The organism is Kluyvera sp. (genome assembly GCF_965301105.1).
Genome location: NZ_CBDKZX010000049.1, coordinates 1 through 20196, shown reverse-complemented (window position 1 = coordinate 20196; position 20196 = coordinate 1). Strand labels below are relative to the sequence as shown.

Below are 20196 nucleotides of genomic sequence, written 5' to 3'. Positions count from 1 at the left end.
CAATCAGTCTTAGCGGAAGCTTACTTCCTCACCCGCCTGCTGCGTCGCCGCCTGTTCCAACAGATCCCAGAACGTTTCGCCGCTGCGATCGCAAACCCACTCGTCGCCTTTCAGGTCAAAGTGATAGCCGCCCTGTTTGGTCGCCAGCCACACCTGGTGCAACGGCTCCTGACGGTTAATAATGATTTTACTGCCGTTTTCAAAGCTGATGGTCAACACACCGCCGTTGATTTCACAGTCGATATCGCTGTCGCCATCCCAGTCGTCCAGACGTTCTTCGATGGCTAACCACAGAGTGTCGGCAAGGCGATGAAATTCACTGTCGTTCATTGTTTTATCCCGCTATTTAGTGATAGCGGCAGTATAGCGTGAAACAAATCACGTTGCAGTCAGGCGCTTAACGCTTGCTTTTGCGCCTTCTCCTGCGATGATAGAAAATAGAAAGCATTGAACTACAGGCATCTTAAGAATGAATAAGATTTTTCGACCGCTGGCTTTGTTACTTGCACTGTTTAGCCTTGCAGGCTGCGGCCTGAAGGGCCCGCTCTATTTCCCTCCGGCTGATAAGACGGCGGCACCGCCGACCAAACCCGTGACGCCGCCTGTGCAGAGCGCATCGCCGGACCGTAACGATCGTGGCGACGACGGCGGCCCGACGCAGGTTAACTACTGATTCCGTTCTGTACCGCGCAACTGGAGTAGAAGATGCAGTTCTCTAAAATGCATGGCCTCGGCAACGATTTTATGGTCGTCGACGCGGTAACGCAGAATGTGTTTTTTTCGCCTGAGCTGATCCGCCGACTGGCGGACCGGCATCTGGGCGTGGGTTTTGATCAACTTCTGGTTGTCGAGCCGCCTTACGATCCGGACCTTGATTTCCACTACCGCATTTTCAACGCCGACGGCAGCGAAGTTTCTCAGTGCGGCAACGGCGCGCGCTGCTTTGCCCGCTTTGTGCGCCTGAAAGGCCTGACCAATAAACGTGATATTCGCGTCAGTACGGCTAACGGCCGTATGGTATTAAGCGTCACGGAAGATGACCTGGTACGCGTCAATATGGGCGAGCCGAACTTTGAGCCCTCGCAGGTCCCGTTCCGCGCCAACAAAGCGGAAAAGACCTATATTATGCGTGCGGCCGAGCAGACAGTATTGTGCGGTGTGGTTTCAATGGGGAACCCGCACTGCGTGATTCAGGTCGACGACGTCGATACGGCGGCCGTTGAAACGCTGGGCCCGGTGATGGAAAGCCATGAACGTTTTCCAGAACGCGCTAACATTGGTTTTATGCAGGTCGTGAAACGCGATCACATCCGCCTGCGCGTTTACGAACGCGGCGCGGGTGAGACGCAGGCCTGTGGAAGCGGTGCGTGTGCGGCGGTTGCTGTCGGTATTCAGCAGGGGTTGCTGGCGGAAGAAGTGCGCGTGGAATTGCCGGGCGGGCGTCTTGATATCGCCTGGAAAGGCCCGGGCCAACCGTTGTTTATGACTGGCCCGGCGGCACATGTCTATGACGGATTTATTCATCTATGAAACAGGTTGGGGAAGAACAGCAGGACGCCATCACCGCGCTGAATGACGGCGCGGTGGTAGACTATCTGTTGCAACATCCTGAATTCTTTATTCGTAATGCCGCTGCCGTCGAGCAGATGCGCGTCCCGCACCCGGTGCGGGGCATGGTCTCGCTGGTCGAGTGGCATATGGCGCGCTCGCGCAACTATATCGCGATGCTCGAAGAGAATATGAGCCAGCTGATGGAGCAGGCGACGGCCAACGAAGGTCTGTTCTATCGCTTGCTGCATCTGCAAAACCGGCTGGCGTGTGCCGAAAGCCTCGACGATCTGCTGCTGCGTTTTCACCGCTGGGCGCGTGAGCTGGGGCTGGCGGGGGCGTCAATACGTCTGTTCTCCGACCGCTGGCGGCTTGGCGCTCCCTCTAAACACACCGACCTGGTGCTCTCTCGTCAGGCGTTCGAGCCGCTGCGTATCCAACGCTTAGGCCAGTCAAACCACTATCTGGGTACCCTCAATGGTCCGGAACTGCTGCTGGTATTGCCGGAGGCGAAAGCAGTAGGCTCGGTAGCCATGTCGATGATGGGCAGCGATGGCGACCTCGGGGTGATTCTCTTCAGCAGTCGTGACCCGCACCACTATCAGCCTGGACAGGGAACGCAGCTGTTGCAGGAGATCGCCTTGATGCTGCCCGGCCTGTTGGAACGATGGATTGAACGCGAATGACCGGCGATATCGCATTGGGGCAAGACGTTACCCGTTTCCTGCGCTATCTGGGCGTTGAGCGGCAGCTAAGCCCCATTACCCTCCTGAACTATCAGCGTCAGCTTGATGCCATTATTGAACTGGCCGAAGGTATGGGCCTGCAGAATTGGCAACAATGTGATGCTGCGATGGTGCGTAGCTTCGCCACCCGCAGCCGTCGTAAGGGGCTGGGAGCGGCAAGCCTGGCGTTGCGCCTGTCAGCCTTACGCAGCTTCTTTGACTGGATGGTCAGCCAGGGCGTGCTACCGGCTAACCCGGCGAAAGGTATTGCCGCGCCAAAAGCGCCGCGCCACCTGCCGAAAAATATCGACGTCGACGACGTTAACCGCCTGCTGGATATTGACCTTAACGACCCGCTGGCGGTGCGCGACCGCGCGATGCTGGAAGTGATGTACGGCGCGGGTCTGCGTCTGTCCGAGCTGGTCAATCTGGATATCAAACATCTGGATCTCGACACCGGCGAAGTCTGGGTCATGGGCAAGGGCAGCAAAGAGCGCCGGTTGCCGATTGGCCGCAACGCTGTCGCGTGGATCGAACATTGGCTCGACCTGCGCGGGCTGTTTGGCGGCGACGAAGACGCGCTGTTCCTCTCAAAGCTCGGCAAGCGTATTTCGGCCCGCAACGTACAAAAACGTTTTGCCGAATGGGGTGTGAAGCAGGGGCTGAACAGCCACGTCCATCCCCATAAACTGCGCCATTCGTTCGCCACTCATATGCTTGAGTCGAGCGGCGATTTGCGCGGTGTGCAGGAACTGTTGGGGCACGCCAACCTCTCGACCACCCAAATCTATACCCATCTTGATTTTCAACACCTTGCTTCGGTGTACGATGCGGCGCATCCGCGCGCCAAACGGGAGAAATAATGCGTTTTTATCGACCACTGGGCACGATTGCCGCGTTGACCTTTGACCTTGACGATACCCTTTACGATAACCGCCCGGTGATTGACCGCACGATGCAGGAGTCGCTGAATTTTGTGCGCGGCTATCACCCGGCGCTGGCCAATTTTGACGCCCACACGCTTCAACAGTGGCGCGATGCGTTGCTGAAGACCGAGCCGGAGATTTACCACGACGTCACCGAATGGCGCTGGCGCGCGCTGGAGTCCGGTATGCGGCAGTTGGGGTTAACGGCCCAGGAAGCGAAAGCCGGTGCCGATGCGGCGATGGCCAACTTCGCCCACTGGCGTAGCCGGGTTGACGTACCGCAGGAAACCCACGATACCCTGAAAAAGCTGGGCGAAAAGTGGCCGCTGGTGGCGATTACCAACGGTAACGCACAGCCAGAACTATTTGGTCTGAGCGACTACTTTGAGTTTGTGCTCCGCGCCGGGCCGGACGGGCGTTCTAAGCCGTTTGCCGATATGTATCACCTGGCGGCAGAAAAGCTCAACGTACCGCTCGGCGAGATTTTGCACGTGGGTGATGACCTGACCACCGATGTCGCGGGCGCCGTGCGCTGCGGGATGCAGGCCTGCTGGATCAAGCCGGAAAACGCCGATCTGATGCAAACCGCCGACAGCCGTTTGTTGCCGCACATTGAGATTTCCCGGTTGGCATCTCTGACCTCGCTGATATAATCGTCATAACTCTGTATAAATTCCCAGGGGCTCATACACGTCGCACTTCAAGTTGCAGATGCGTTGGCTGCACTCGTTCACCCCAGTCACGTACTGAAGTACGCTCCTGGGGATGAACTCCCTTGCCGCCTTCCTGCAACTCGAATTGCTTAGTGTATTACTGAGCCCTGTTGATTCCGGCGGTGCCAATGGACGTTTCTTACCTGCTCGACAGCCTCAACGATAAACAGCGCGAAGCCGTCGCGGCGGAGCGAACCAACATGCTGGTGCTCGCCGGGGCAGGCAGCGGTAAGACGCGCGTACTGGTGCACCGCATCGCCTGGCTGCAAAGCGTCGAGAACTGCTCGCCGTACTCGATTATGGCGGTGACCTTCACCAACAAAGCGGCGGCGGAGATGCGCCACCGTATTGCCGAACTGATGGGCACCTCGCAGGGCGGCATGTGGGTTGGCACCTTCCACGGGCTGGCGCACCGTCTGCTGCGTGCGCATCACCTGGACGCCGGGTTGCCGCAGGATTTCCAGATTCTCGATAGCGAAGATCAGCTGCGCCTGCTCAAACGCCTGATTAAGGCGATGAACCTTGATGAAAAACAGTGGCCGCCGCGCCAGGCGATGTGGTTTATCAACAGCCAGAAAGACGAAGGGCTGCGTCCACACCATCTGCAAAGCTACGGCAACCCGGTCGAACAGACCTGGCAGAAGGTCTATCAGGCCTATCAGGAAGCGTGCGACCGCGCGGGACTAGTGGATTTCGCTGAACTGCTGCTGCGCGCCCACGAGCTGTGGCTCAATAAGCCGCACATCCTCCAGCACTACCGCGAACGCTTTACCAATATCCTGGTGGACGAATTCCAGGATACCAACAACATTCAGTACGCCTGGATCCGCCTGCTGGCGGGCGACACCGGTAAGGTCATGATCGTTGGCGACGATGACCAGTCGATCTACGGCTGGCGTGGGGCGCAGGTGGAGAACATCCAGCGCTTCCTCAACGATTTCCCCGGTGCCGAAACCATCCGCCTGGAGCAGAACTACCGTTCGACCAGCAACATTCTGAGCGCGGCGAACGCCCTGATTGAAAACAACAACGGGCGTCTGGGTAAAAAGCTGTGGACCGACGGCGCCGACGGCGAGCCGATCTCGCTCTACTGCGCGTTCAACGAACTCGACGAAGCCCGCTTCGTGGTCAACCGTATTAAAACCTGGCAGGACAACGGCGGCGCGCTGGACCAGTGTGCCATTCTCTATCGCAGCAACGCCCAGTCGCGCGTGCTGGAAGAGGCCTTGCTGCAAGCCAGCATGCCGTACCGCATTTATGGCGGGATGCGCTTCTTCGAACGTCAGGAAATCAAAGATGCGCTCTCGTACCTGCGCCTGATTGCCAACCGCAATGATGACGCGGCATTCGAACGTGTGGTGAATACGCCAACCCGCGGCATTGGCGACCGTACGCTGGACGTGGTGCGCCAGACCTCGCGCGATCGCCAACTAACCTTGTGGCAGGCCTGCCGCGAGCTGCTGCAAGAGAAAGCGCTGGCAGGCCGCGCTGCGAGCGCTTTACAGCGCTTTATGGAGCTGATTGACGCGCTGGCGCAGGAAACGGCCGATATGCCGCTGCACGTGCAGACCGATCGGGTGGTCAAAGATTCCGGCCTGCGCATGATGTACGAGCAGGAAAAAGGCGAAAAGGGCCAGACGCGTATCGAAAACCTGGATGAACTGGTGACGGCAACGCGCCAGTTCAGCTACAACGAAGAAGACGAAGATTTAATGCCGCTGCAGGCGTTTTTGTCTCATGCGGCGCTGGAAGCCGGGGAAGGTCAGGCCGATACCTGGCAGGATGCGGTACAGCTGATGACCCTGCACTCGGCCAAAGGTCTGGAGTTCCCGCAGGTGTTTATCGTCGGGATGGAAGAGGGGATGTTCCCAAGCCAGATGTCGCTGGATGAAGGCGGCCGTCTGGAAGAAGAGCGCCGCCTGGCCTACGTTGGCGTCACCCGTGCGATGCAGAAGCTGACGCTAACCTATGCCGAAACCCGCCGTCTGTATGGTAAAGAGGTTTATCATCGCCCGTCGCGTTTCATCGGCGAACTGCCGGAAGCCTGCGTGGAAGAGGTGCGTCTGCGCGCGACCGTCAGCCGTCCGGTGAGCCATCAGCGGATGGGGACGCCGATGGCCGAGAATGATACTGGCTACAAACTTGGCCAGCGCGTGCGCCACGCCAAGTTTGGCGAGGGCACCATCGTCAACCTGGAAGGCAGCGGTGAACACAGCCGTTTGCAGGTCGCGTTCCAGGGGCAGGGAATTAAATGGCTGGTGGCGGCCTACGCCAGGCTGGAAACTGTATAACTTTCAGAAAAATATCATTATTTTGTAACGATCTGCTAGCCTTACGGAAGAGAAGGTAATTAATCCTGGTTAGCGTTTCGTTGCGTGTTGACGCCGTTTTTTTGCTGGCGTAACATGCGCGCACGATTACGCTAAGAGGACAAAGCCTTGGACACACCCAGTAGATGCTGGCTCACCTTCCTGTCATTCAGGAACAACTCCTAAGGCTATCCTCATATGCTGATAGCCTTAGCGGTTGTCAGCGACCCGTATTTTATCCCGTCGCATTGAGTCAGGCTGTTTAATGGTCTGAAACCCCTGTAGTTTCTGTGTGCCCACCGGCTGTCCGATAATTTTTTGCATTGGGAGTCCCGGTCATGCTGAGCGCATTTCAACTGGAAAATAATCGTTTAACGCGTCTGGAAGCGGACGAAATCGAACACCTCGCCAGCTCGGTGTGGGTCGATTTAGTCGAGCCGGATGACGACGAACGAAACCGTGTGCAAAAGGATTTGGGCCAGAACCTGGCCACGCGCCCCGAACTGGAAGACATCGAAGCATCCGCACGTTTTTTTGAAGACGAAGACGGCCTGCATATTCACTCCTTCTTCTTTTACGAAGATGCGGACGATCACGCCGGTAACTCCACCGTCGCATTCACCATCCGCGAAGGGCGACTGTTTACCCTGCGCGAGCGCGAGCTGCCGGCGTTCCGCCTGTATCGTATGCGCGCACGTAACCAGGCGATGGTCGATGGCAACGCCTACGAGCTGTTGCTGGACCTGTTCGAAACCAAAATCGAACAGCTGGCGGATGAAATTGAAAACATCTATAGCGACCTGGAAAAGCTGAGCCGCGTGATTATGGAAGGTCACCAGGGTGACGAGTACGACGAAGCGCTGTCCACGCTGGCCGAGCTGGAAGATATCGGCTGGAAGGTTCGTTTGTGTCTGATGGATACCCAGCGCGCACTGAACTTCCTCGTGCGCAAGGCGCGTTTACCGGCCAGCCAGCTGGAGCAAGCGCGCGAAATCCTGCGAGATATCGAATCCCTGTTGCCACACAACGAATCGCTATTCCAGAAGGTTAACTTCCTGATGCAAGCGGCGATGGGCTTTATCAACATCGAGCAGAACCGCATCATCAAGATCTTCTCGGTGGTGTCCGTGGTGTTCCTGCCGCCAACGCTAGTGGCTTCGAGCTATGGGATGAACTTTGAGTTTATGCCGGAGTTGAAGTGGAGCTTTGGCTACCCAGGGGCAATTATCTTTATGATTCTGGCAGGGCTTGCGCCGTATCTGTACTTTAAGCGTAAGAACTGGCTGTAATGGTTGTGCCGGAGAAGGCGTCGCCGCCCTCCGGCCACTTCTTTAACCTCGACGACCGCGTCTCTGCGTATAAATCGCATCCATCACGAAAATCGCCAGCGCCACCCAGATAAAGGCAAAGGTCACCATCTTATCCGCTCCCGGTACCTCACCGTAGAACATCACCGCCAGCAGGAACATCAGCGTTGGACCGATGTACTGGAAAAAGCCCAGCGTGGAAAGGCGCAGACGTGTAGCCGCACCGGTAAAGCACAGCAACGGAATGGTGGTCACCACGCCAGCGGCAATCAGCAGCAGATTCAACGACCACGGGTTGTTACCCATGTGGCTGGTGGCGCTGTCGGCGATGCCGAACAGATAAATGGCCGCCACCGGCAGCAGCCAGAGCGTTTCGAACAGCATCCCGGTTTGCGCATCGACGGCAATTTTCTTACGTACCAGGCCGTAGAAGGCGAAACTGAACGCCAGGCCTAGCGCGATGATCGGCAGCGAGCCGAAGGTCCACAACTGTACCAGCACGCCACAGATAGCCAGAATCACCGCCAGCCACTGCATGCGGCGGAAGCGCTCGCCGAGGAAAATCATTCCCAGCAGAATATTCACCAGCGGGTTAATGAAATAACCGAGGCTGGCTTCCAGCATGTGGTGGTTGTTCACCGACCAGATAAACAGCAGCCAGTTACCGCCGATCAGCACCGCCGACAGCGCCAGCAGAAAGACCTTTTTCGGGGTTTTCAGCAGTGTGCGCACCTGCGGCCATTGGCGACTGATGCTAATCAAGGCCACCATAAAGAAAAACGACCAGATGACGCGGTGGGTCAGGATCTCATCGGCAGGGACGTAGTAAATCAGCTTGAAGTAGGCTGGAGCGATGCCCCAGATGAAATAGGCGGCAAGAGCGAGAAGTACGCCCTGACGCGTTTGTTTGGGATCCATGTGAAACATCCATTACGAAAAAGTCATGTAATGTTACGCGATTCTGGCGGTTATCCCACCATATAAGTCGCCGTCGCGCTGGCAATATGCGTTTTCTCTTCGTTGTGTAGCTCAACGCGCGCCACGGCAACCTTGTTCCCGGCGCGCAGCAGCGTACTGCTGGCGGTAAAGCGCGTGCCGCGACCCGGACGCAGATAGTCGACGCGCAGATCGATGGTGCCCATTTTCGACAGCCGCTGGCGCAGCTCGTCTTCATTAATGGTGTCGTGACGCGTCAACGTGCTGCCTACGCACACCAGCCCGGCGGCAACGTCCAGCGCTGAGGCGATCACACCGCCGTGCAGAATGCTTTGCGCCCAGTTTCCTACCATCATCGGTTGATTGTTAAAGCTCAGCTGCGCAAAGGCTTTTTCGTAGACTTCCAGCTCCAGATTCAGCGCGCGGTTAAACGGCATATGGTAGACAAAGATTTCCCCAACCAGCTTGAGCGCGTCGGCGGCGGTGAGTTCGGCAGACATAATGACCTTACTTTTGCTTGTTAATAAAATGTTGATTTTATGCCGAATGAATGTTGATTTCTACTTTCGGAAAGGTTTGATGAGCAAGAACAACGTAAAAAGGTAGAATGAATGTCATTTTGTTATTCATTGTTTTTATATATCTCAGGGGAAAGTGACTGATGCGATTCTCAAGGAGTGGGTTACTGGCGTTGCTGCTGCCTGCCTCGGCGCTGGCGCAGGAAGCGACGATTAAGGAAGTACATGATGTGCCGGCGGTGCGTGGCAGTATTATTGCCAACCTGCTGCAGGAGCATGACAATCCGTTCACGCTCTACCCTTATGAAAGCAACTATCTGCTGTATACCTGGACCAGCGACCTCAATAAAGAGGCGATTCGCTCCTACGACTGGGCTGAGAACGCGCGTAAGGACGAGGTGAAGTTTCAGCTGAGCCTGGCTTTCCCGCTGTGGCGCGGCATCCTGGGAGATAACTCGGTGCTGGCGGCGTCCTACACGCAGCGCTCCTGGTGGCAGCTTTCTAACAGCGGCGAATCTGCGCCGTTCCGCGAAACTAACTACGAGCCGCAGATGTTCCTCGGCTTTGCCACCGACTATCGCTTTGCCGGCTGGACGCTGCGAGACGTAGAGTTCGGTTTTAACCATGACTCGAATGGCCGCTCTGACCCGACTTCGCGCAGTTGGAATCGCCTGTATACGCGACTGATGGCGCAAAACGGCAACTGGTTGGTGGAAGTCAAACCTTGGTATGTGATCGGCGAAACCGACGATAATCCGGACATCACCAAATATATGGGATACTACCGGCTGAAAATTGGTTATCAGCTGGGTGATGCGGTGCTGAGCGCGCAAGGCCAGTACAACTGGAACACCGGCTACGGCGGCGCGGAGCTGGGCGTCAGCTACCCCATCAGTAAACATGTGCGCGTCTATACTCAGGTCTACAGCGGCTACGGTGAATCGCTTATTGATTACAACTTCAACCAAACCCGCGTTGGGGTGGGTGTGATGCTTAACGACCTGTTTTAACAGGGTATCCGACGGTTTGTTGCGAGCATGACCGAAGGATTTCGTCTAAAACATTGCAGTTTGGCACGCAGGCGCTGAAAATAGCGCCTGTTTTTATTTTCAGGTAAATGGGGTCAACGTGGCACAGGCGGAAGTTATCAATCAGGAATCGCTGGCTAAACAGGTTTTGCAGGAGACCTTTGGCTATCAGCAATTCCGCCCGGGCCAGGAGACCATCATCGATACCGTGCTCAGCGGACGCGACTGCCTGGTCGTGATGCCGACTGGCGGCGGAAAATCCCTTTGTTATCAGATTCCTGCGCTGGTAATGGACGGCCTGACGGTGGTGGTTTCACCGCTGATCTCGCTGATGAAAGACCAGGTCGATCAGCTGCTGGCAAACGGCGTGGCGGCAGCGTGTATTAACTCCACGCAGACTCGTGAACAGCAGCAAGAGGTGATGGCTGGCTGCCGCACCGGACAGATTCGCCTGCTCTATATCGCCCCCGAACGCCTGATGCTGGATAATTTCCTTGAACATCTGGCACACTGGAACCCGGTGATGCTGGCGGTCGATGAAGCGCACTGTATTTCGCAGTGGGGACACGACTTCCGGCCGGAATACGCCGCCCTCGGACACCTGCGCCAGCGCTTCCCGGCGCTGCCATTTATGGCGCTGACTGCCACCGCCGACGACACCACCCGCAGCGATATCGTGCGTCTGCTGGGGCTTAACGATCCCCTGATTCAAATCAGTAGCTTTGACCGGCCTAACATTCGCTACATGCTGATGGAGAAGTTTAAGCCGCTCGACCAGCTGATGCGCTATGTGCAGGAGCAGCGCGGTAAATCCGGCATTATCTACTGTAATAGCCGCTCGAAGGTGGAGGACACCGCCGCGCGTCTGCAAAGCCGGGGAATTAGCGCCGGAGCCTATCATGCCGGGCTGGACAATGACGTGCGCGCTGACGTGCAGGAGAAATTCCAGCGCGATGACCTGCAAATCGTGGTCGCGACCGTCGCGTTTGGTATGGGCATCAACAAGCCTAACGTGCGCTTTGTGGTGCACTTTGATATTCCTCGCAACATCGAATCCTACTATCAGGAGACTGGCCGCGCCGGGCGTGATGGTCTGCCTGCGGAGGCGATGCTGTTTTACGATCCGGCGGATATGGCATGGCTGCGCCGCTGTCTGGAAGAAAAGCCAGAAGGCATGCTGCAGGATATCGAGCGGCATAAGCTTAATGCGATGGGGGCCTTTGCCGAAGCGCAAACCTGCCGTCGTCTGGTGCTGCTGAATTACTTCGGCGAAGGGCGTCAGGAGCCGTGCGGCAACTGCGATATCTGCCTCGACCCGCCAAAGCAGTACGACGGCGTGCAGGATGCGCAGATTGCGCTGTCGACCATTGGCCGGGTGAACCAGCGCTTTGGCATGGGCTACGTGGTGGAGGTGATTCGCGGCGCGAACAGTCAGCGTATCCGCGAGTTCGGCCACGATAAGCTGAAGGTCTACGGGATGGGGCGTGATAAAAGCCATGAGCATTGGGTTAGCGTCATTCGCCAGCTGATCCACTTAGGCTTTGTCACGCAAAATATCGCCCAACACTCAGCTCTCCAGCTCACGGATGCCGCGCGCCCGGTGCTGCGCGGTGAAGCGCCGCTGCAGCTTGCCGTGCCGCGTATTGTGGCGCTGAAGCCGCGCGTGATGCAGAAAGCGGCGGTCGGCAACTATGACAAGCATCTGTTCGCCAAGCTGCGCAAGCTGCGTAAAGCCATTGCCGATGAAGAAAATATCCCACCGTACGTTGTCTTTAACGATGCGACCTTGATTGAAATGGCCGAGCAGATGCCGGTTTCGCCGAGCGATATGCTCAGCGTCAACGGCGTGGGAACGCGTAAGCTTGAGCGTTTTGGCCGCGAGTTCCTGGCGCTGATTCGCGCTCACGTTGATGGTGACGATGAAGAGTAGTCAGTTGACGGAAAAAGTGTCAGGATAGTCACTCACTGTACTATTTTCCGCGAATTTATCGTCCCGTTGGGTAGGTCTATCATGATAACGCTATTTCTTACCGTGGCGCTGGTGCACATCATTGCGTTGATGAGCCCGGGTCCAGACTTCTTTTTTGTCTCGCAGACTGCTGTCAGCCGCTCGCGTAAAGAGGCGATGATGGGCGTGCTGGGGATTACCTGCGGCGTTATGGTCTGGGCGGGCGTGGCGCTGCTTGGCCTGCATTTAATTATCGAGAAGATGGCGTGGCTGCATACCATTATCATGGTCGGGGGCGGCCTGTATCTGTGCTGGATGGGCTACCAAATGCTGCGCGGGGCGTTGAAGAAAGAGAAAGCATCGACGGAATCCGAACCGCAGGTTGAACTGGCGCAGGGTGGACGCAGCTTTATGAAGGGGCTGCTGACCAACCTGGCGAATCCGAAAGCGATTATCTACTTTGGCTCGGTGTTCTCACTGTTCGTCGGCGACAGCGTCGGTGCCGGGGCTCGCTGGGGCATTTTCCTGTTAATTATCCTGGAAACGCTGGCGTGGTTCACCGTGGTTGCCAGCCTGTTTGCGCTGCCGGCGATGCGTCGCGGCTATCAGCGCGCGGCGAAGTGGATAGACGGCGTGGCAGGGACATTGTTTGCCGGGTTTGGCATTCATTTGATTATTTCGCGCTAACCATGTTGGCCCACTCGACGACGTGTTGCCGGGTGGGCTGCATTATTTCAGCGGCTAAGCTGCTGTAGTTCATCGGCTGAAAGGCCGGTAATTTCCATGATCATGCTATTGTCTAGACCTTTAGCTAGCATTGCTTTTGCAACATCCTGCATGGCGGCAAATTTACCTTCCTGAATACCTTCCTTTCGTCCAATCAGCTTCAACTCTTCTGCCATGGTCATGAATTTATCTCCATGCTCCGGCACGCGCTGTGCCAGCCCATACAATAGTTTCTGAACGTTTCGAGCTTGTCCCGCCCGCACCATGTAGTTTACCAGGACGATTATTTGTTGTCCGCTCAACAGTCCTGATACGAACAAACTGGCGAGTTTATCCTCCAACTGCGCCATGTCCCGGAGACGGATATGCTTTTGGACTAGCATAAGCGCGGCCATACTGCGATGTTGCATAATTTCTTCGTCAGGAATGGTGGTGATATCGACGAGTGGAAAAGCATGGCTGTAAAGCTGGCGCGCCGCATTCGGAGCGTGAAATTCATCCAGCCAGTTCAGCGTCCAGGGATAGGGGCTGCGCTTGCCGTGATAGAACAGAATAGGGATGACCAACGGTAGTTTCTTATGACCTGCATTGAGATGCTGCTGCATCGCCGCTACGGCGTAGCGTAGCAAGCGAAAAGCCATATGTTTGTCCGGCGAGCTCTGGTGCTCGATAAGAACATGGATATAGCCGCGCCCGGTTGTGGTTTGCAGGGAATAGAGAATATCGTTGAAGTAAGGACGCAGGTCGTCTTCAATAAAACTTCCTGACTCTAAGCGCAGCGTCTCCAGTTTGCACAGTTTTATCAGCGCTGGCGGTAGGTGAATTTCGATAAAATCCCGCGCGGTTTCCACGCGGGAAAGAAACGTTTTGAAGACCGCATCATGCGGTGAGGCAGCTTCCGCCATCGTTCGTCATCCTTGAATGAGAAGGTCTGGCGGCATTCTGGCACTGACGCGTCCGCGCCAATAGCGGAGATCTAAAACCGTTTTCGGCTATGCGTGCGGCCTCGTGCCAATTTGTCGGCTGGCAACGTTGATGACAAAAAACTGCGAGCGGCTTTCACGCATGTCTTGCCGAAGCCAGCAGCGCGCCAACCAGCATAAACAGCGAACCGAACACCTTATTCAGCGCCTTCATTTGTTTCGGCCCTTTAATCCATGCTGAAATGCGCTGCGCCAGCGTGGCGTAGCCAATCATCACAATGATGTCGACCACGATGGTGGTGACCCCAAGGACGAGGTACTGCATCACCTGCGGCTGGTGCGGCACGATAAACTGGGGGAACAGCGCAGCCAGGAACACAATGCTTTTTGGGTTGGTCAGGTTAACGAACACCGCGCGCTGGAACAGCTTGCCGCGCGATTGCGTTTTGGCCAGCGTTTTCAGGTCAATAGAGCCTGCCGCGCGCCACTGCTGGATACCCAGCCAGATAAGATATGCCGCGCCCGCCCATTTCAGTACTTCAAAGGCCAGCACCGAGCGGGAGAACAGGGTGCCCAGACCGATACCTACCAACACGATATGGATAGCCAACCCGGCCTGCAACCCGGCAATTGATGCCGCTGCGCCACGGTAGCCGTGGTTGATGGAGGTGGTCATCGTATTGATCGCCCCTGAGCCCGGTGAGAGGCTAAGAATTATGGATGTTAGCAGGTAGGCGAACCACCATTCGAAGGTCATGAGAAACTCCCTGATTGTCTGTTTTTATGCCACAATACGCTATTGTCCAGACGTTGTGTGAGACGTCACGAAAAAACAATTTTCAGCGGTTAACAGGGGTGGAAGCCCGATGTTTCAACAGCAAAAGGATTGGAATACAAGAGAAAACGCGTTTGCTGCGTTTACCACCGGCCCGTTGATGGACTTCTGGCGTGGACGGGAAGAGGCGGAGTTTGTCGGCGTCGATCGCGTTCCGGTACGATTCGTACGTTTCAGCCTGCCCGCGCATGACCGGGTTATCGTGGTTTGCCCGGGGCGAATTGAAAGCTACGTGAAGTATGCTGAACTGGCATACGATCTTTTCCACAGCGGTTTTGATGTCCTGATTATCGACCACCGCGGCCAGGGGCGTTCCGGGCGTATGTTGTCCGACACCCATCGTGGCCACGTGGCGAAATTCAGCGACTACGTCGACGATCTTGCCGCCTTCTGGCAGCAAGAGATTGTGCAGGGGCGTTGGCGTCAGCGGTTTATTCTCGCCCATTCCATGGGAGGGGCGATTGCGACGCAGTTTTTACAGCGCAATCCGCAGGGCTGTGATGCTCTCGCGCTTTGTGCGCCGATGTTCGGTATTATCATGCGTCTGCCAGAATGGGTTGTGCGGCCGCTTCTCGATTGGGCTGAGGGCCATCAGCGTCTTCGTGAAGGGTATGCAATGGGAACAGGCCGATGGCACGCGCTGCCGTTTAGCCTTAACGTATTGACCCATAGCCGCGAACGTTATCGTCGCAACGTGCGTTTTTACGCCGATGAACCCCGGCTGCGTGTGGGCGGGCCGACGTACCACTGGGTCAGAGAAGGCATTCTGGCAGGAGAACAGATCCTTGCCGACGCCGCAAACGACGCGTTTCCTGTGCTGCTGATTCAGGCAGAAGAAGAACGCGTGGTGGATAACCGCATGCACGATCGTTACTGCGCCCTTCGCGCGGAGGCGGGCCACCCTTGTGAGGGCGGTAAACCGCTGGTCATCGAAGGCGCCTATCATGAGATCCTTTTTGAAAAGGACGCTATGCGCTCAGTAGCACTCAATGCCATCGTCGATTTTTTTGGTCGACACCCTTAATTCGGCGCCAGCGCCGCACTTTTTAGAGGTTAAATTCGAATATGTACCAGGTAGTCGCATCTGATTTAGATGGCACCTTACTCTCTCCTGACCACCACTTAACGCCGTACGCTAAAGAGACCTTGAAGCTACTGACCGAGCGTGGCCTGAACTTCGTGTTCGCTACTGGCCGTCACTACATTGACGTCGGCCAGATTCGCGATAATCTGGGGATCAAATCCTACATGATTACCTCCAACGGCGCGCGCGTGCACGATGCCGACGGCAAGCAGGTCTTCGCTCACAACCTCGATCGCGATATCGCGGCCGATCTCTTCGGCATCGTCAATGCCAACCCGGATATCGTGACTAATGTCTATCGTGATGACGAATGGTTTATGAACCGCCATCGTCCGGAAGAGATGCGTTTCTTCAAAGAAGCGGTATTCAACTACACCCTGTATGAACCGGGTCTGCTGGAACCGGAAGGTGTGAGCAAGGTGTTCTTCACCTGTAACGACCACGAAACGCTGCTGCCGCTGGAGCAGGCGATCAACGCCCGTTGGGGCGATCGCGTAAACGTGAGCTTCTCGACGCTGACCTGTCTGGAAGTGATGGCGGGAGGCGTGTCGAAAGGTCACGCGCTGGAAGCGGTGGCGAAGGCGATGGGCTATACGCTGAAAGACTGTATCGCCTTTGGCGATGGCATGAATGATGCCGAAATGCTGTCGATGGCGGGTAAAGGCTGCATCATGGCCGGCGCGCACCAGCGTCTGAAGGATCTGCATCCGGACCTCGAAGTGATCGGGTCAAACGCCGATGATGCGGTACCGCACTACCTGCGCGATATGTACCTGCGATAAAAATTGACGGCTGGCTATTTAGTGGCCAGTTGTCAACCTCCAACTCCGCTACAATGCATGTTCATTTTCCAATCGGACATTCATTGTGGCGCTCCTGATTATTACCACGATTCTGTGGGCCTTTTCGTTCAGCTTTTACGGCGAATACCTTGCCGGGCATGTGGACAGCTATTTTGCGGTGCTGGTGCGCGTGGGCCTGGCGGCGCTGGTGTTCCTGCCGTTCCTGCGTACGCGCGGACACAGCCTGAAAACCGTCGGGCTATATATGCTGGTGGGGGCGATGCAGCTGGGCATCATGTACATGCTGAGCTTCCATGCCTATCTCTATCTGACGGTCTCCGAGCTGCTGCTGTTTACCGTGCTGACGCCGCTCTATATCACGCTGATTTATGACCTGATGAGTGGACGCCGTCTGCGCTGGAGCTACGCTTTTAGCGCACTGCTGGCGGTGATCGGCGCGGGCATTATTCGTTACGACCACATCACCAGCCACTTCTGGACCGGTCTGATTCTGGTGCAGTTATCGAACATCGTCTTTGCCATCGGTATGGTGGGCTATAAACGCCTGATGGAGACCCGACCGATGCCGCAGCATAACGCCTTTGCCTGGTTTTATCTCGGGGCGTTTCTGGTCGCGGCGGTGGCCTGGATGCTGCTCGGCAACGCGCAGAAAATGCCGCAAACCCTGCCGCAGTGGGGAATTCTGGTATTCCTGGGCGTCGTTGCGTCGGGGATTGGTTACTTTATGTGGAACTACGGCGCCACACAGGTGGATGCGGGCACCTTAGGGATTATGAACAATATGCATGTGCCTGCGGGGCTGCTGGTTAACCTGGCAATCTGGCACCAACAGCCTCACTGGCCGAGCTTCCTCACAGGTGCGGCTGTGATCCTGGCCTCGCTGTGGGTGCATCGGCACTGGGTCGCTCCGCGTTCTTCACAAACGGCAGATGATCGCAAGCGTGGTTCCGCGCTGAACGAATAAACGCATCCATCACCGGCTGACGCTGCTCGCCATCGCGCACGGCGGCGTACAGTCGGCTCCATAGACCTTCGCCCAGGGTTTTGGTCACCACCAGACCCTGGCGCTCAAAACTCTCCACCACCCAGTGCGGCAGGGCGGCAATGCCCATCCGCGCGGCCACCATCTGAATCAGCAGTAACGTGTTATCCACGCTTTTCAGCTGTGGGCTAATACCTGCTGGCTGGAGGAAATGACGCCAGATATCCAGACGCTGACGCTGTACCGGATAAATCAACAGCGTTTCTGCCGCCAAATCTTCTGGCGTAATGCGTGCTTTGGCCGCTAATGGGTGATCCGGCGCCAGAATCAGGCGCACTTCATAATCAAACATCGGTGAATAGTGCAGACCGCTACGCGGCAGGATGTCGGAGGTCAGCACGATATCCAGTTCGCTTTGTTGTAGCGCCGGCTGTGGGTCGAAGGTGACGCCGGACTTAAAGTCCATCTCCACCTGTGGCCACTGCTTATGGAAGTTTTCCAGCGCGGGCGTCAGCCATTGAATACAGCTATGGCACTCAATGGCGATGCGCAGCGTTGCCTGCTGCGGTTCGTTACAGGCCTGAAGCGCCTGGGTAATTTGTGGCAACACCTGATTGGCCAGTTGCAGCAGAATCTCGCCCTGCGGCGTAAAGCGCAGTGGCTGGCTCTTGCGGACAAAAAGTCGAAAGCCGAGGCGCTGCTCCAGATCGCTGAACTGGTGGGAGAGGGCGGATTGCGTCTGATGCAACGTCGCCGCTGCTGCTGCGAGCGACCCGCAGCTCCGCAACGCCTGGAGCGTTTTCAGATGTTTAATTTCAATCATGAAAGTCCTTCACTTCGGCATGAACAATTTGCGCTTGAGGATTATACAGTACATTCACATTATGGATGTGTAAACATCTGGACGGCTAAAACACAAAAAATCCATGAGAGGCATATGATGACTATCCTGAACCACACCCTCGGTTTTCCTCGCGTTGGCCTGCGTCGCGAGCTAAAAAAAGCGCAAGAAAGCTACTGGGCGGGTAACGCCTCCCGTGAAGAACTGCTGGCTGTAGGCCGCGAGCTGCGTGCCCGCCACTGGGATCAGCAGAAGCAGGCGGGCGTTGACCTGCTGCCGGTGGGCGATTTCGCCTGGTATGATCACGTGCTAACCACCAGCCTGCTGCTCGGCAACGTTCCGGCTCGTCATCAAAATAAAGATGGCTCTGTCGATATCGATACCTTATTCCGCATTGGCCGTGGCCGCGCACCCACGGGTGAACCCGCGGCGGCGGCAGAAATGACCAAATGGTTTAACACCAACTATCACTACATGGTGCCGGAGTTCACCAAAGGTCAGCAGTTCAAACTGACCTGGACCCAACTGCTGGATGAAGTGGACGAAGCGCTGGCGCTCGGTCACAAGGTCAAGCCTGTGCTGCTGGGGCCGGTAACTTATCTGTGGTTGGGGAAAGTGAAGGGTGAACAGTTTGACCGCCTGAGCCTGTTGAACGATATTCTGCCGGTTTACCAGCAGGTGCTGGCCGAGCTGGCGAAACGCGGTATTGAGTGGGTGCAGATTGATGAACCTGCTCTGGTACTGGAGCTGCCGCAAGCGTGGCTGGATGCTTTTAAACCGGCTTATGACGCCCTGCAAGGCCAGGTGAAGCTGCTACTGACCACCTACTTCGAAGGCGTAACGCCAAACCTGGATACCATTACCGCGCTGCCGGTGCAGGGGCTGCACGTTGACTTCGTGCACGGCAAAGATGATGTCGCCGAGCTGCATAAACGTCTTCCTGCCGACTGGTTATTGTCAGCGGGTCTGGTGAACGGTCGTAACGTCTGGCGTGCCGATCTCAGCGAAAAATATGCGCAAATTAAAGATATCGTCGGCAAACGTGACCTGTGGGTGGCTTCCTCCTGCTCTCTGCTGCACAGCCCAATCGATCTCAGCGTGGAAACCCGCCTTGATGTGGAAGTGAAGAGCTGGTTTGCCTTCGCGCTGCAAAAATGCGGCGAGCTGGCGCTGCTGCGCGATGCGTTGAACAGCGGCGATACGGCGGCAATTGTGGAATGGAGCGCACCGATCCAGGCGCGTCGTCACTCTACCCGCGTACACAACGCCGCAGTGGAAAAACGTCTGGCGGCGATCACCGCCCAGGACAGCCAGCGCGCCAACGCTTACCCGGTTCGTGCTGAAGCACAGCGTACCCGTTTTAATCTGCCGGCATGGCCGACCACGACTATCGGCTCATTTCCGCAAACCACCGAAATTCGCGGCCTGCGTCTGGACTTCAAAAAGGGCAATCTTGATGCTGCGCACTATCGCACCGGTATTGCGGAGCATATCAAACAAGCGATCGTTGAACAGGAACGTCTGGGACTAGATGTGCTGGTGCACGGTGAAGCCGAGCGTAACGACATGGTGGAATATTTTGGCGAACACCTGGACGGTTTCGTCTTTACCCAAAACGGTTGGGTGCAGAGCTACGGCTCTCGCTGCGTGAAGCCGCCGGTGGTGATTGGCGATGTCAGCCGCCCGGAAGCGATCACCGTGGAGTGGGCGAAGTATGCCCAGTCGCTGACCGACAAACCGGTAAAAGGCATGCTGACCGGTCCGGTGACCATTCTCTGCTGGTCCTTCCCGCGCGAAGACGTGACGCGTGAAACCATCGCGAAGCAGATTGCGCTGGCGCTGCGTGATGAAGTGGCGGATCTGGAAGCTGCGGGCATCGGTATTATTCAGATTGACGAACCGGCGCTGCGCGAAGGTCTGCCGCTACGTCGCAGTGATTGGGCGGCGTATCTGGCGTGGGGCGTGGAAGCCTTCCGCATTAACGCGGCGGTGGCGAAGGATGAAACCCAGATCCACACCCACATGTGTTACTGCGAGTTCAACG

General features: G+C 56.5%; 21 protein-coding genes. 15 read left to right on the top strand and 6 right to left on the bottom strand.

The features are described 5' to 3' along the window. Positions 1-9 precede the first annotated feature (9 nt). A complete protein-coding gene (cyaY, locus tag ACW14G_RS15690) occupies positions 10-330 on the bottom strand; it encodes an iron donor protein CyaY (RefSeq protein WP_163448169.1) in 321 nt (106 codons plus the stop codon). A 139-nt stretch (positions 331-469) separates the two neighbouring features. Here cyaY and lptM point away from each other — a divergent pair, with 139 nt between their 5' ends. The 8 genes from lptM to corA all read left to right on the top strand — a co-directional run bounded on the left by lptM (position 470) and on the right by corA (position 7510). Further along, entirely contained in the window at positions 470-673 is a 204-nt protein-coding gene (gene lptM / locus ACW14G_RS15685; RefSeq protein ID WP_163448170.1) for an LPS translocon maturation chaperone LptM, read from the top strand. Positions 674-705: 32 nt separating this feature from the next. Further along, positions 706-1530: a diaminopimelate epimerase gene (dapF, locus tag ACW14G_RS15680; protein ID WP_064546442.1), complete on the top strand. Its 825-nt coding sequence runs from the start codon at positions 706-708 to the stop codon at positions 1528-1530. Further along, entirely contained in the window at positions 1527-2234 is a 708-nt protein-coding gene (locus ACW14G_RS15675; RefSeq protein WP_167577159.1) for a DUF484 domain-containing protein, read from the top strand. The genes dapF and ACW14G_RS15675 overlap by 4 nt, the downstream gene beginning before the upstream one ends. Beyond that, complete coding sequence (gene xerC / locus ACW14G_RS15670; protein WP_167577158.1) at positions 2231-3136, top strand: tyrosine recombinase XerC; 906 nt, start codon at positions 2231-2233, stop codon at positions 3134-3136. The genes ACW14G_RS15675 and xerC overlap by 4 nt, the downstream gene beginning before the upstream one ends. After that, complete coding sequence (gene yigB / locus ACW14G_RS15665; RefSeq protein ID WP_249022496.1) at positions 3136-3852, top strand: 5-amino-6-(5-phospho-D-ribitylamino)uracil phosphatase YigB; 717 nt, start codon at positions 3136-3138, stop codon at positions 3850-3852. Before xerC ends, yigB begins: the two co-directional genes overlap by 1 nt. 188 nt (positions 3853-4040) lie before the next feature. Next, positions 4041-6203 carry a DNA helicase II gene (gene uvrD, locus ACW14G_RS15660; RefSeq protein ID WP_163448175.1) on the top strand — a complete coding sequence of 721 codons (2163 nt, stop codon included), beginning with the start codon at positions 4041-4043 and terminating at the stop codon, positions 6201-6203. Positions 6204-6350: 147 nt separating this feature from the next. After that, positions 6351-6407: a YsgD/CorL family protein gene (ysgD, locus tag ACW14G_RS15655; protein WP_368301982.1), complete on the top strand. Its 57-nt coding sequence runs from the start codon at positions 6351-6353 to the stop codon at positions 6405-6407. Between the two features lie 152 nt (positions 6408-6559). Continuing rightward, positions 6560-7510 (top strand): magnesium/cobalt transporter CorA, encoded by a 951-nt coding sequence (corA, locus tag ACW14G_RS15650; RefSeq protein WP_064546451.1) that lies wholly within the window; start codon positions 6560-6562, stop codon positions 7508-7510. Positions 7511-7552: 42 nt separating this feature from the next. Here corA and rarD read toward each other — a convergent pair whose 3' ends face one another. Both rarD and yigI read right to left on the bottom strand, forming a co-directional pair. Continuing rightward, positions 7553-8446 (bottom strand): EamA family transporter RarD, encoded by an 894-nt coding sequence (gene rarD / locus ACW14G_RS15645; protein WP_163448176.1) that lies wholly within the window; start codon positions 8444-8446, stop codon positions 7553-7555. 50 nt (positions 8447-8496) lie between these two features. After that, the gene (gene yigI / locus ACW14G_RS15640; protein WP_106929870.1) at positions 8497-8964 is read right to left on the bottom strand and encodes an acyl-CoA thioesterase YigI; all 468 of its coding nucleotides are present in this window, start codon (positions 8962-8964) and stop codon (positions 8497-8499) included. Positions 8965-9125: 161 nt separating this feature from the next. On the opposite strand from yigI, the gene pldA reads away from it, so the two are divergent. The 3 genes from pldA to rhtC all read left to right on the top strand — a co-directional run bounded on the left by pldA (position 9126) and on the right by rhtC (position 12645). Continuing rightward, positions 9126-9992: a phospholipase A gene (pldA, locus tag ACW14G_RS15635; protein ID WP_163448177.1), complete on the top strand. Its 867-nt coding sequence runs from the start codon at positions 9126-9128 to the stop codon at positions 9990-9992. 118 nt (positions 9993-10110) lie between these two features. After that, complete coding sequence (recQ, locus tag ACW14G_RS15630) at positions 10111-11940, top strand: ATP-dependent DNA helicase RecQ (protein WP_249022495.1); 1830 nt, start codon at positions 10111-10113, stop codon at positions 11938-11940. 81 nt (positions 11941-12021) lie between these two features. Further along, entirely contained in the window at positions 12022-12645 is a 624-nt protein-coding gene (gene rhtC / locus ACW14G_RS15625; RefSeq protein ID WP_065357470.1) for a threonine export protein RhtC, read from the top strand. Positions 12646-12692: 47 nt separating this feature from the next. Here the strand turns inward: rhtC and ACW14G_RS15620 are convergent, their stop codons facing one another. Beyond that, positions 12693-13589, bottom strand: coding sequence for an Rpn family recombination-promoting nuclease/putative transposase (locus ACW14G_RS15620; RefSeq protein ID WP_419057230.1), 897 nt, complete (start codon positions 13587-13589; stop codon positions 12693-12695). A gap of 154 nt (positions 13590-13743) precedes the next feature. Beyond that, entirely contained in the window at positions 13744-14364 is a 621-nt protein-coding gene (rhtB, locus tag ACW14G_RS15615) for a homoserine/homoserine lactone efflux protein (RefSeq protein ID WP_064546461.1), read from the bottom strand. Positions 14365-14473: 109 nt separating this feature from the next. On the opposite strand from rhtB, the gene pldB reads away from it, so the two are divergent. The 3 genes from pldB (at position 14474) to ACW14G_RS15600 (ending at position 17293) form a co-directional block, all read left to right on the top strand. Next, a complete protein-coding gene (gene pldB / locus ACW14G_RS15610; RefSeq protein ID WP_167577155.1) occupies positions 14474-15466 on the top strand; it encodes a lysophospholipase L2 in 993 nt (330 codons plus the stop codon). Positions 15467-15507: 41 nt separating this feature from the next. Continuing rightward, on the top strand, positions 15508-16308 hold the full coding sequence (yigL, locus tag ACW14G_RS15605; protein WP_163448182.1) for a sugar/pyridoxal phosphate phosphatase YigL: 801 nt from the start codon (positions 15508-15510) through the stop codon (positions 16306-16308). A gap of 85 nt (positions 16309-16393) precedes the next feature. Next, on the top strand, positions 16394-17293 hold the full coding sequence (locus ACW14G_RS15600; protein ID WP_163448183.1) for a carboxylate/amino acid/amine transporter: 900 nt from the start codon (positions 16394-16396) through the stop codon (positions 17291-17293). Here the strand turns inward: ACW14G_RS15600 and metR are convergent. Continuing rightward, positions 17181-18134, bottom strand: coding sequence for an HTH-type transcriptional regulator MetR (gene metR, locus ACW14G_RS15595; RefSeq protein WP_163448184.1), 954 nt, complete (start codon positions 18132-18134; stop codon positions 17181-17183). The genes ACW14G_RS15600 and metR overlap by 113 nt on opposite strands. A gap of 117 nt (positions 18135-18251) precedes the next feature. Between metR and metE the strand changes: the two genes are divergently transcribed. Further along, positions 18252-20196, top strand: a 1945-nt coding sequence (gene metE / locus ACW14G_RS15590) for a 5-methyltetrahydropteroyltriglutamate--homocysteine S-methyltransferase (RefSeq protein WP_455648671.1), incomplete at its 3' end; no start/stop codon positions are given.

Coding starts and splice junctions, on each gene's coding strand:
- cyaY (WP_163448169.1), bottom strand. CDS start 330: ATGAACGACAGTGAATTTCATCGCCTTGCCGACACTCTGTGGTTAGCC.
- lptM (WP_163448170.1), top strand. CDS start 470: ATGAATAAGATTTTTCGACCGCTGGCTTTGTTACTTGCACTGTTTAGC.
- dapF (WP_064546442.1), top strand. CDS start 706: ATGCAGTTCTCTAAAATGCATGGCCTCGGCAACGATTTTATGGTCGTC.
- ACW14G_RS15675 (WP_167577159.1), top strand. CDS start 1,527: ATGAAACAGGTTGGGGAAGAACAGCAGGACGCCATCACCGCGCTGAAT.
- xerC (WP_167577158.1), top strand. CDS start 2,231: ATGACCGGCGATATCGCATTGGGGCAAGACGTTACCCGTTTCCTGCGC.
- yigB (WP_249022496.1), top strand. CDS start 3,136: ATGCGTTTTTATCGACCACTGGGCACGATTGCCGCGTTGACCTTTGAC.
- uvrD (WP_163448175.1), top strand. CDS start 4,041: ATGGACGTTTCTTACCTGCTCGACAGCCTCAACGATAAACAGCGCGAA.
- corA (WP_064546451.1), top strand. CDS start 6,560: ATGCTGAGCGCATTTCAACTGGAAAATAATCGTTTAACGCGTCTGGAA.
- rarD (WP_163448176.1), bottom strand. CDS start 8,446: ATGGATCCCAAACAAACGCGTCAGGGCGTACTTCTCGCTCTTGCCGCC.
- yigI (WP_106929870.1), bottom strand. CDS start 8,964: ATGTCTGCCGAACTCACCGCCGCCGACGCGCTCAAGCTGGTTGGGGAA.
- pldA (WP_163448177.1), top strand. CDS start 9,126: ATGCGATTCTCAAGGAGTGGGTTACTGGCGTTGCTGCTGCCTGCCTCG.
- rhtC (WP_065357470.1), top strand. CDS start 12,022: ATGATAACGCTATTTCTTACCGTGGCGCTGGTGCACATCATTGCGTTG.
- ACW14G_RS15620 (WP_419057230.1), bottom strand. CDS start 13,589: ATGGCGGAAGCTGCCTCACCGCATGATGCGGTCTTCAAAACGTTTCTT.
- rhtB (WP_064546461.1), bottom strand. CDS start 14,364: ATGACCTTCGAATGGTGGTTCGCCTACCTGCTAACATCCATAATTCTT.
- pldB (WP_167577155.1), top strand. CDS start 14,474: ATGTTTCAACAGCAAAAGGATTGGAATACAAGAGAAAACGCGTTTGCT.
- yigL (WP_163448182.1), top strand. CDS start 15,508: ATGTACCAGGTAGTCGCATCTGATTTAGATGGCACCTTACTCTCTCCT.
- metR (WP_163448184.1), bottom strand. CDS start 18,134: ATGATTGAAATTAAACATCTGAAAACGCTCCAGGCGTTGCGGAGCTGC.